11 protein-coding genes are annotated in these 9,658 nt (G+C 71.0%); 6 read left to right on the top strand and 5 right to left on the bottom strand.

The window, feature by feature from the left end:
• Nucleotides 1–145: 145 nt before the first annotated feature.
• Nucleotides 146–364 carry a hypothetical protein gene (locus Vgi01_RS31270; RefSeq protein ID WP_102656782.1) on the bottom strand — a complete coding sequence of 73 codons (219 nt, stop codon included), beginning with the start codon at nucleotides 362–364 and terminating at the stop codon, nucleotides 146–148.
• Between the two features lie 392 nt (nucleotides 365–756).
• On the opposite strand from Vgi01_RS31270, the gene Vgi01_RS24510 reads away from it, so the two are divergent.
• The 6 genes from Vgi01_RS24510 to Vgi01_RS24485 all read left to right on the top strand — a co-directional run bounded on the left by Vgi01_RS24510 (nucleotide 757) and on the right by Vgi01_RS24485 (nucleotide 5,558).
• Entirely contained in the window at nucleotides 757–1,590 is an 834-nt protein-coding gene (locus tag Vgi01_RS24510) for a helix-turn-helix domain-containing protein (RefSeq protein ID WP_233196651.1), read from the top strand.
• Between the two features lie 11 nt (nucleotides 1,591–1,601).
• On the top strand, nucleotides 1,602–1,796 hold the full coding sequence (locus tag Vgi01_RS24505) for a DUF397 domain-containing protein (RefSeq protein WP_102656785.1): 195 nt from the start codon (nucleotides 1,602–1,604) through the stop codon (nucleotides 1,794–1,796).
• 308 nt (nucleotides 1,797–2,104) lie between these two features.
• Nucleotides 2,105–2,830: a molybdate ABC transporter substrate-binding protein gene (modA, locus tag Vgi01_RS24500; RefSeq protein ID WP_239089136.1), complete on the top strand. Its 726-nt coding sequence runs from the start codon at nucleotides 2,105–2,107 to the stop codon at nucleotides 2,828–2,830.
• Nucleotides 2,831–2,833: 3 nt separating this feature from the next.
• A complete protein-coding gene (locus tag Vgi01_RS24495) occupies nucleotides 2,834–3,661 on the top strand; it encodes an ABC transporter permease (protein WP_204292620.1) in 828 nt (275 codons plus the stop codon).
• Complete coding sequence (locus tag Vgi01_RS24490; protein WP_204292613.1) at nucleotides 3,658–4,743, top strand: ABC transporter ATP-binding protein; 1,086 nt, start codon at nucleotides 3,658–3,660, stop codon at nucleotides 4,741–4,743. The genes Vgi01_RS24495 and Vgi01_RS24490 overlap by 4 nt, the downstream gene beginning before the upstream one ends.
• Entirely contained in the window at nucleotides 4,743–5,558 is an 816-nt protein-coding gene (locus Vgi01_RS24485) for a helix-turn-helix transcriptional regulator (protein ID WP_204292611.1), read from the top strand. Before Vgi01_RS24490 ends, Vgi01_RS24485 begins: the two co-directional genes overlap by 1 nt.
• On the opposite strand, the gene Vgi01_RS24480 is transcribed toward Vgi01_RS24485, so the two are convergent.
• The 4 genes from Vgi01_RS24480 to Vgi01_RS24465 form a co-directional block, all read right to left on the bottom strand.
• Entirely contained in the window at nucleotides 5,533–5,964 is a 432-nt protein-coding gene (locus Vgi01_RS24480; RefSeq protein WP_204292609.1) for a DUF2000 domain-containing protein, read from the bottom strand. The two genes, Vgi01_RS24485 and Vgi01_RS24480, sit on opposite strands and share 26 nt — an antisense overlap.
• An 86-nt stretch (nucleotides 5,965–6,050) precedes the next feature.
• Nucleotides 6,051–8,204, bottom strand: coding sequence for a heavy metal translocating P-type ATPase (locus Vgi01_RS24475; RefSeq protein ID WP_204292606.1), 2,154 nt, complete (start codon nucleotides 8,202–8,204; stop codon nucleotides 6,051–6,053).
• Between the two features lie 123 nt (nucleotides 8,205–8,327).
• Nucleotides 8,328–9,131, bottom strand: a complete 804-nt coding sequence (locus tag Vgi01_RS24470; RefSeq protein ID WP_204292604.1) for a hypothetical protein — start codon at nucleotides 9,129–9,131, stop codon at nucleotides 8,328–8,330.
• Between the two features lie 2 nt (nucleotides 9,132–9,133).
• Entirely contained in the window at nucleotides 9,134–9,637 is a 504-nt protein-coding gene (locus tag Vgi01_RS24465) for a SigE family RNA polymerase sigma factor (protein WP_102656791.1), read from the bottom strand.
• Nucleotides 9,638–9,658 lie beyond the last annotated feature (21 nt).

Here is a 9,658-nt window from a genome sequence, read left to right as displayed (position 1 = left end):
TGCCTTACCTTGCGCCAGGCCAAGACCCGGGCACGCGAGACCGCGACGCGCGGGCACCAGCCGTCCGGGTAGCACCGGTCGCAGCGTTTGACGGTGTGGTCATCGAGAACAACCCAGGCCACCTGGACGAAGTACGGAACCTCGGTCATGGCAGCCACCCGAGAAACCTGCGATGAAGAACGCCAGCGGGAGCCCAGCCCATGTCCTGTGCGGCGGACACCAGGTGCGTCCCCATGTAGAGGGCGAGGGACACCGGAGCGTTTTCGTACTCGATCAGCAGCTCGCGGCGTCGGGTGCGACAGGGCCAGGGCAATTCACATCCCGCGCACGTCCAGAACGGAAGGACAGGCCCATGTGTGGTCATCGAACCCCACCCGGCCAGTGGCCCCGGTTGATCGGCACGCGATGCTTGGCCCGGCAGGGTAATTCGCCCCCGCACCGGCAGACCCGCCGCCACTTCTCCCACGACCACACGGGCCGATGTCGTCGGGCCAGCGTGAGAGCTGCGGCGACCACGTACTGGTCGTAGCTGACATGCCTGCCCATCCAGCCTCCTCTCGTAAGCGGCATGGCGGCCAGGCCACTCACGGTCATCTGACCGCCACACCCGGCAACACCGTCCCACGCACAAAGGCAATCCGCAATATGCGGATAACAAGTTTGCGGAACGCGTGTCTGCGAAAGGAATTTTGGTTTTCCGCATGGCAGGATGACGACATGCCTCAACGTCAGAGCCCTACGGTCAGGCGCCGGCGCTTGGCGCTGACCCTCCGGCAACTCCGCGAGACGGCGGGAATCACGTCAGCCGACGCAGCAAGGCGCGTCGACCACGATGCGAGCTGGCTCAGTCGGATCGAGACGGCAGAGGTCCGGCCGCACCCAAACGACGTGCGAGCGCTTTTGGCGTTGTACGGCGTGGCTGGAGACCAGGCCGAGGCCGTGATTGCGGTGGCTCGCCAGGCGAAGCAGCGCGGATGGTGGCAGCGGTACAGCGACGTCCTGCCGGACTGGTTCGCAGCGTATGTCGGGATGGAGTCCGAGGCGTCTGTCATCCGCACCTACGAGTGCCAGATGGTTCCCGGCCTGTTGCAAACCGAGGAGTACGCGAGAGCGGCGTTCGAAGGCGCGCCCGTCCCGATGCAAGGTGACGAGGTAGACCGACAGGTAGCGCTGCGGATGGAGCGGCAAGCCATTCTGACCGGGGACGACCCGCCGATGCTGCGTGTGGTCATCGACGAGGGCGCGGCTCGCCGGATGGTCGGCGGTCCCGAGGTGCTGCAACGGCAGCTCGCGCGGCTTATCGAAGAATCGACACGGAGCAACGTCCAGATTCAGTTGCTGCCGTACTCGGCTGGAGTCGGGTTCGATGGCAGCTTCGTGATCCTCGACTTCCCGCCGATGCCCGACCCGTATCCGCACGCAGCCGAAGAGCGCATGGTGTACGTCGACACCCTGACCGGAGCGCTATACCTGGAGCGGCCCGGCGAGGTTGCCGCGTACGCGGCGGCACACGAGCAACTGCAAGCCCTTGCGCTGGCACCCAAGCCCACGCGAGATACGCTGCGTGCGATTGCGGCAGACCTCACCTAGGAGGGCACGGGATGGACCTGACTCGCGTCACCTGGCGCAAGAGCAGCAGGTCCGGATCGAGCGGCAACTGCGTCGAGGTCGCCACACCACCCCAGGCCGTTATGGTCCGCGACAGCAAGGACCGACAGGGGCCGGTGCTGTCCTTCAACGCCGACCGGTGGGCCGGCTTCGTGCAGGGCATCAAGGCGGGCAACTTCGACGCCTGAGCAACGGGCCAGAATGCAGAGCGCCCTCGGCGCGAGCGGACCTCAATCGCACGTTTGCTGTCCATACCGCCGGTCACGCTCCGTGTTGAGGGCCGTCAGGCCACTGGAGACGGCTCGCGAGGTCGGGTGGGGCGGGTAGCCCCCCGGACAGGGCCCGTCAAGATAGCAAGGTGACCGCGCTCGTGGACTGGCTCACCCGCCGACCAACCCTTCGGCTCACGGGTAGCGTGAACGTCGTCAGCACAGCAAAGTCCTGCACCCGGCTGCGTACGACCCTGGCCGCCGTCGGGGTGCTTGCGGTACTGCTCGTGACCGGCTGCGCCGACGATCGAGCCGAACCACCTGGAGCCGACGACGGGACCGGCGGCGAGTTGACCGTGTTCGCCGCTGCTTCGCTGACGGAGTCGTTCACCCGGATCGGTCAGGACTTCCAGGCCGCCCACGGGGTGCGGGTGACGTTCAGCTTCGCCGGTAGTTCCACGCTGGCCGCCCAGATCAACCAGGGTGCTCCCGCCGACGTCTTCGCCGCCGCCGCGCCGGCCCCCATGGCCACCGTCGTTGACGCCGGCAACGCCGCCGACGAGCCGGTCACCTTCGTACGCAATCAGCTTGTCATCGCCGTACCCAAGGGCAACCCGGACGGGGTGACCAGCCTGCGCGATCTCACCGGGCCGGACCGGAAGGTGGCGCTCTGCGCCGAGCAGGTGCCCTGCGGGGCGGCGGCGCGCGCCGCGCTGGACGCGGCCGGGGTCGCCCTCACCCCGGTCACCCTGGAGCAGGACGTGAGGGCCGCGCTGGCCAAGGTACGGCTGGGCGAGGTCGACGCCGCTCTGGTCTACCGCACCGACGCCCGGGCCGCTGCCGCCGAGATCGACGGCGTCGAGTTCCCCGAGTCGGTCGAGGCGATCAACGACTATCCGATCGTGGTGCTTACCGACGCCACCAACCCGGCCGCTGCCCGTGCCTTCGTCGAGTACGTCCGCTCCGATCCCGGTCGCGCGGTGCTCACCTCCGCCGGGTTCCAGGTGCCGTAGCCGGTGCGTCGAGTCGACAGCGGGACGGTGCCGGCCCGGCGCATCGGTCGCGCCCGCCGGGTTCCGGTCGCACTGCTGCTGCCCGCCGCGATCGGTCTGCTGTTCCTGCTGCTGCCGCTGGTCGGGCTGCTCGCCCGTACGCCCTGGGCCACGCTGCCGCAGCGGCTCACCGAGCCGGGCGTACTCACCGCGTTGCGGCTGTCGGTGCAGACCGCGACCCTCGCCACCCTGCTCTGCCTGGTCCTCGGCGTGCCCCTGGCCTGGCTGCTGGCTCGGGTGCCGTTCCCTGGCCGCCGGTTGGTGCGCGCCCTGGTCACCGTCCCGCTGGTGCTGCCACCCGTGGTCGGCGGCGTGGCGCTGCTGCTGGTCTTCGGCCGCCGTGGACTCGTCGGCTCCTGGCTGGACGAGACGTTCGGGATCACCGTGCCGTTCAGCACCACCGCGGTCGTGCTGGCCCAGACATTCGTCGCCATGCCGTTCCTGATCATCGCGGTGGAGGGTGCGCTGCGCGGTGCCGACACCCGGTACGAGGAGGCCGCCGCCACCCTCGGTGCCGGGCGCTGGGTCACCTTCACCCACGTCACGCTGCCGATGGTCGCGCCGGGGGTGGCCGCCGGGGCGGTGCTGGGCTGGGCCCGCGCGCTCGGTGAGTTCGGCGCGACCATCACCTTCGCCGGCAACTATCCCGGCCGTACCCAGACCATGCCGGTGGCCGTCTACCTCGCCCTGGAGACCGACCTGGAGGCCGCCATCGTGCTCAGCCTCGTCCTGCTCGCCGTCTCCGTGGTGATCCTGGCCAGCCTGCGGGACCGCTGGGTGAGCGCACCATGACCCGGCTGCTCGACGCGCATCTGGTGGTCGACCGGGGCGGCTTCCGGCTCGACCTGCCGCTGACCGTCGCCCCCGGCGAGGTCGTGGCCCTGCTCGGGCCCAACGGCGCCGGCAAGACCACCGCCCTGCGGGCCCTCGCCGGTCTGCACCCGCTCTGCGCCGGGCACCTCACCCTCGCCGGCCGCGACCTGGACCGCCCCGGACACCGGATCTGGGTCCCCACCGAGCGGCGACCGATCGGCGTGGTCTTCCAGGACTACCTGCTCTTTCCCCACCTCAGCGCGCTGGACAACGTCGCCTTCGGGCCGCGCCGGCACGGCCTGGACCGGCAGCAGGCCCGGCAGCGGGCGGCCGGTTGGCTGGCCCGGATGGGTCTGACCGAGCAGGCTCGACGCAAACCCCGCGAACTCTCCGGTGGTCAGGCCCAACGGGTCGCGTTGGCCCGTGCTCTGGCCGTCGAGCCGGCGCTGCTGCTGCTCGACGAGCCGTTGGCCGCCCTCGACGCCCGCACCCGACTCGACACCCGAGCCCAGCTGCACAAGCACCTCGCCGCCCATCCGGGAGCCACCCTGCTGGTCACCCACGATCCGCTGGACGCCCTGGTGCTCGCCGACCGGCTGGTGATCATCGAGGACGGTCGGGTGGTCCAGGAAGGCGACGCGACCACCATCACCGCCGAACCCCGTACCGAGTACGTGGCCCGCCTGGTGGGGCTCAACCTCTACCGGGGACACGCCACCGGCCACCGGGTCCGGCTCGCCGACGGGCATGTGCTGACCATCGGCGACCGGCATGACGGGGAGGTCTTCGTGGCCTTCGCACCCGCGGCCGTGGCGCTGCATCCGCACCGACCGGACGGCAGCCCTCGCAACACCTGGCCGGCGACCATCACCGGCATCCAGCGGCACGGCGACAACCTGCGGATCCAACTCACCGGCCCGATCGAGGTCGCCGCCGACGTCACCCCGGCCGCCGCCGCCCACCTCGAACTGGTTCCGGGCCAACCGGTCTGGGTCGCCGTCAAGGCCACCGAGACCCGCGCCTACCCCGCCGCGACCGCAACGGACGCTACCGTCGACTGATGTCCACCGGGCAGCAGGTACGGGTCTGGTCGCCGCCGGTCAGCGGGATAACCGAGGTGCTGCACGCCCGGTTCACCGAGCACGCGTACCCCATGCACACCCACGGCAGCTGGACGTTGCTGGTGGTCGACGACGGGATCGTCCGCTACGACCTCGACCGTCACGAACACGGCGCGTTCCGTCAGGTGGTCACCCTGCTGCCGCCGGGGGTCGCGCACAACGGCAGCCCGGCCACCCCGGGCGGATTCCGCAAACGGGTCCTCTACCTCGACGCCGAGCAGCTCGGCGACCGGCTGGTGGGCCGCGCCGTGGACCAGCCGTCGTTCGACGACACGGCGCTGCGGCGGCGGATCGACCTGCTGCATGCGCTGGTGGCGGCACCCGGTGACGAGTTCGCCGCCGAGGTGCAACTCGCCGTCGTCCGCGACCGGCTCCGGGCCCACCTCACCCGACGTACGCCGGAGGCACCGGCGGTGCGCGACACCCGGATCGCGCGTCGCCTACGCGAACTGCTCGACGAACACGTCGTCGCCGGGCTGAGCCTGCGGAACGCCGCCGAAGCCCTGCACGTCCACCCCACCTATCTGGTGCGCGCCTTCTCCACCGCGTACGGACTCGGGCCGCACCAGTACGTGATCTCACGTCGGGTGGACCTGGCCCGACAGTTGCTCCGGGAGGGTCGGCCCGCCGTAGAGGTCGCGGTCGCGGCCGGCTTCTACGACCAGGCACACCTGAGTCGACACTTCAAACGGGTCCTCGGCTTCACGCCCGGCCGGTACCGCTCCTGTGCTACGGGTGCATCCGGGCACCCTTGATGACCTTGTCCACCCCGTTGCGGGGGCCGTACACCGCCAGGCCGGTCAGGTCCAGGTCGGCGCGGCCGACCGCGCGTACCGCTGCCCGGTTGTCCCGGTCGTTCCCGGTGCTGAACAGGTCCAAGGTGAAGACCGCCAGCGGCAGGCTCCGCCCGACGGCACACTGGTGGGCGGCGGTCAGCACCTCCTTCGACCCGGCGAAGACCAGCACCGGCTGCCGGAACATCGGCAGGTAGGGCGTGTCGTCGGCGTCGGCGTACGGCTCGCCGATCACCTCGGGCGCTGCCCGGGAGATGCCGCTGACCAGGAACGCCGTCATGTTCAGCCGCTGCCAGACCGGCAGGTCGTCGCGGAGCAGCACCGCGATCTTGGTGTCGAAGCGTACGGGCTCGGTGCCGGTTTCCATGGCGTCGAGTGTGATCGCCGTATTCGGGCCGGGTCTTGTACGAATCTTCCCTCTGCGGCGTCACCACCGGGCTCCGCGACGCGGCGTCAGTCCGGTGTGCGTAGCCGGACCCGGCGCAGCAACTGGGCGTTGAGCGCCACCACGATCGTCGAGGCGGACATCAACACCGCCGCGACCGCCGGGCTCAGCGCCACCCCGGCCCAGGCCAGGACCCCGGCGGCCAGCGGCAGCGCGACCACGTTGTAGCCCGCCGCCCAGGCCAGATTCTGGACCATCTTCCGGTACGCGGCCTGCGACAGTCGGATCACTCCGGTCACGCCGCGCGGGTCGGAGGAGGCGAGCACCACCCCGGCGGACTCGATCGCCACGTCGGTGCCGGCCCCGATCGCGATGCCGACGTTCGCGCGGGCCAGCGCCGGGGCGTCGTTGACCCCGTCGCCCACCATCGCCACCCGCAGACCCCGGCGTTGCAGGTCGACCACCGCGTCGTCCTTCTCCGCCGGCAGCACCTCCGCGAACACCTCGTCCGCACCGGCCCGGAACCCCAGGTCGGCGGCGACGGCCTCGGCAACCGGACGGGCGTCCCCGGTGATCATGACGACCTTCCGGATTCCCTGCCGGCGTAGGTCGGCGATGGCCTGCCGCGCCTCCGGCCGTACCTCGTCCTCCAACGCGAGCGCACCGAGCACCTCCGCCCGGCCGTCGGATGCCCGGCCGTCCGATCCCCGGCCCTCGGATGTCTGGCTGGCGGACAGGCGCAGCAGGTGCAGCACGGCCGCACCCCGGCGGGACCACTCCTCCTGCCGTCGGGCCAGTGCATCGGGGACGGTGACGCCGAACTCCCGCAGCAGCGCCGGTCCGCCCACGGCGTAGCTCACCCCGTCGACCTCGGCGCGTACGCCCCGACCGGCCAGCGCCTGGAAACCCGTCGCCGTCCCTCGGAGCCCCTGCGCCTCGGCAGCGGTTACGATCGCCCGGGCCAGCGGATGCTCGCTGTCGGCCTCCACCGCCGCCGCGATCGCCAGCACCTCCCGCTGCCCGGCCGTCTCCTGCCCGTTGCTGTGCTGGGCTAGGGGGTCGGCGGTGGCGGCGATGCCGGTCACGGTGTGTGCGCCTCGGGTCAGCGTTCCGGTCTTGTCGAACAGCACCGTGTCGACAGTGCGCATCCGCTCCAGCGCCAGCCGGTCCTTGACCAGGATTCCGCCCTTGGCGGCGACCGCCGTGGACAGGGCGATCACCAGGGGGATGGCCAGGCCGAGCGCGTGCGGGCAGGCGATGACCAGCACGGTGACCGTACGGACCACCGCCTCGCCCAGGTTGCCGAGCACGGTCCACACCAGCAGGGTGACCAGGGCGGTGGCGGTGGCGATGTAGAACAACCAGGCGGCGAAGCGGTCGGCCAGCACCTGTGCCCGGCCACTGGACTGCTGCGCCTGTGCCACCAGCCGCTGAATGCCGGCGAGTGCGGTGTCGTCGCCGACCGCGTCGACGCGTACCCGAAGGGATGCGTCGGTGGCGACGGTGCCGGCCACCACCCGATCACCTGTCGCCCGCGCCACCGGCCGGGACTCGCCGGTGATCATCGACTCGTCCATCTCGGCCTGGCCGTCGACGACCTGACCGTCCGCCGGTACCCGTGCACCGGGCCGTACCAGCACGGTGTCGCCCACGCGCAGGTCTGCCACCGGCACCCGCTCGGTCCGACCGTCGTGGGCCAGCCGTTCCGCGTCGTCGGGCAGCAACGCGGCCAGCGCCGACAGGGCACCCTGGGCCTGGCCGATCGCCTTCATCTCCTGCCAGTGCCCGAGCAGCATGATGGTGACCAGCGCCGCCAGTTCCCACCAGAAGTCCAGGTCGAACGCGCCGAGCGCGGTGGCCAGCGACGCCAGGTAGGCGACGGAGATCGCCATCGCGATCAGCAGCATCATGCCGGGAGCCCGGTCGCGGATCTCCCGCACCGCCCCCTGGAGGAAGGGCCAGCCGCCGTACGCGAAAACCACAGTGCCCAGCACCGGCCCCACCAGGTCGATCCCGGGGAAGTCCAGTTCGTAGCCGAACCAGTCCATCACCATGTGGCTGGTGACCACGATCGGCACGGTCAGCGCCAGACTCAGCCAGAACGTACGCCGAAACGCCTCCGGATCATGCCCCCCATGCCCCCCATGCCCCCCATGCCCCCCATGCCCGCCATGCCCGCCGTGCTGCCCCCCATGCCCCCCGTGCCCGCTGTCCCGCGCCATCCCATCCCTCCCTCCCCGCTCACGATATACCCCCGAGGGGTATATCAGCCCTAGATCTTGGTACGAAATCGCCCTTACGGGGGCGCGTTCGTACCAAGATCTAAGCCGGGATCGGGGATCGGCTTACTGGAAGTGGAAGCGTTTGTTGGTGGCCAGGGACGCCAGTTGCGGGACGGAGAAGGGCATGCGGCTCTGGAGGGTGCCGTCGCGGTCGGTGGACTGCGCGACGAAGACCACCACGCCGTCCGGGTGCCGGTAGGCGGCCCACTGGTCGAACCGGTCGTCGTCGCCGGGGCTGACCACCACGCCCACCTGCGCCGCTGACACGGTGACCAGTTCGCAGGTGCCCTGCATGCCCCAGAACTGGCGGGCCAGCGCGCACGGCTCGGTCGGCAGTTGATTGCCTGCGGTGTGGACCTCGACCATCAGGCGGCCCGTCCACTCACCCTTGGCGAGGGTGACCGAGGACGAGTAGCTCCACACGTCGAGTCCGTCGACCGTCTGCTCGTACTGCGCCTGGTGTGACGGGGCCTCCGGGGACTCCGGCACGGTGTAGCTGGCCGGCACGACGGCGCGGAGCTGGTCGAGAAGCTCGGCTCCCCGGTCGTACCTGGTGCCGGCACGCGCGGTGCGGTCCTCCTGCGGGAGGCCGTCCGGCCCGGTCGGCCATGGTGAGGCGGTGTCGTCCTCGGACGAGGGCGCCCCGATCATCGCGGGGCTCCAGCCGCCGGCACCCGGGACGGCGAAGGTGCCGAAGAATGCCACGGCCACGACAGCCGCCGCCGATCCGACGCAGGCGCGGACGGTACGACGCCGGGTGCGGGCCCGGCGGGCGCTGCCCAGCATGGTCTGCGTGTCCAGCGGCGGTGGCGAGGAGACGCTCGCCATCTCGTCGCGCAATGCCTCGCGCAACTGCTGTCCGTCCATCGTTACCCTCTCTCGGTGCCGCTGTACGTGGGTGACAGGAGGCCGCGCAGCGTGTCCAGGCCGCGGGCGGCCTGACTCTTCACCGTCCCCGGTGAGCAGCGCAGCAGGTGGGCGACCTCGTCGACGGGCAGGTCCTCCCAGTAGCGCAGGACCAGCACGGCCCGTTGGCGGGGCGGTACGGCGGCCAGGGCCTGGAGCATCACCAGCCGGTTCTCCGGTGCGTCGGTGGGTGCCGGCTGCTCAGGGTCGGCATCGTCCAACTGCTCCCGCCGCCACCAGCCGCGCCGTCGCTCGTCGAGGAAGGTGCGGACGATGATCTGGCGCAGGTAGGCGTCGAGCACCTCGTGCCGGGAGACCCGGTGCCAGGCCAGGTACAGCTTGGTGAAGGCGGTCTGGACCAGGTCCTCCGCCCGGTGCCAGTCACCGCAGAGCAGGTACGCCGTGCCGCGCATCGCGCTGGACCTCGCCGCGAAGTACTCCGCGAACGCCGTGTCGCGATCGCCCATCCAGGCCTCCGATCCCCGATT

It is taken from the genome of Micromonospora gifhornensis (assembly GCF_016863515.1).
In the GTDB taxonomy this organism is placed as follows: domain Bacteria; phylum Actinomycetota; class Actinomycetes; order Mycobacteriales; family Micromonosporaceae; genus Micromonospora; species Micromonospora gifhornensis.
Note: the sequence above shows the minus strand (reverse complement) of the source record. Positions and strands in the feature narration are given on the sequence as shown.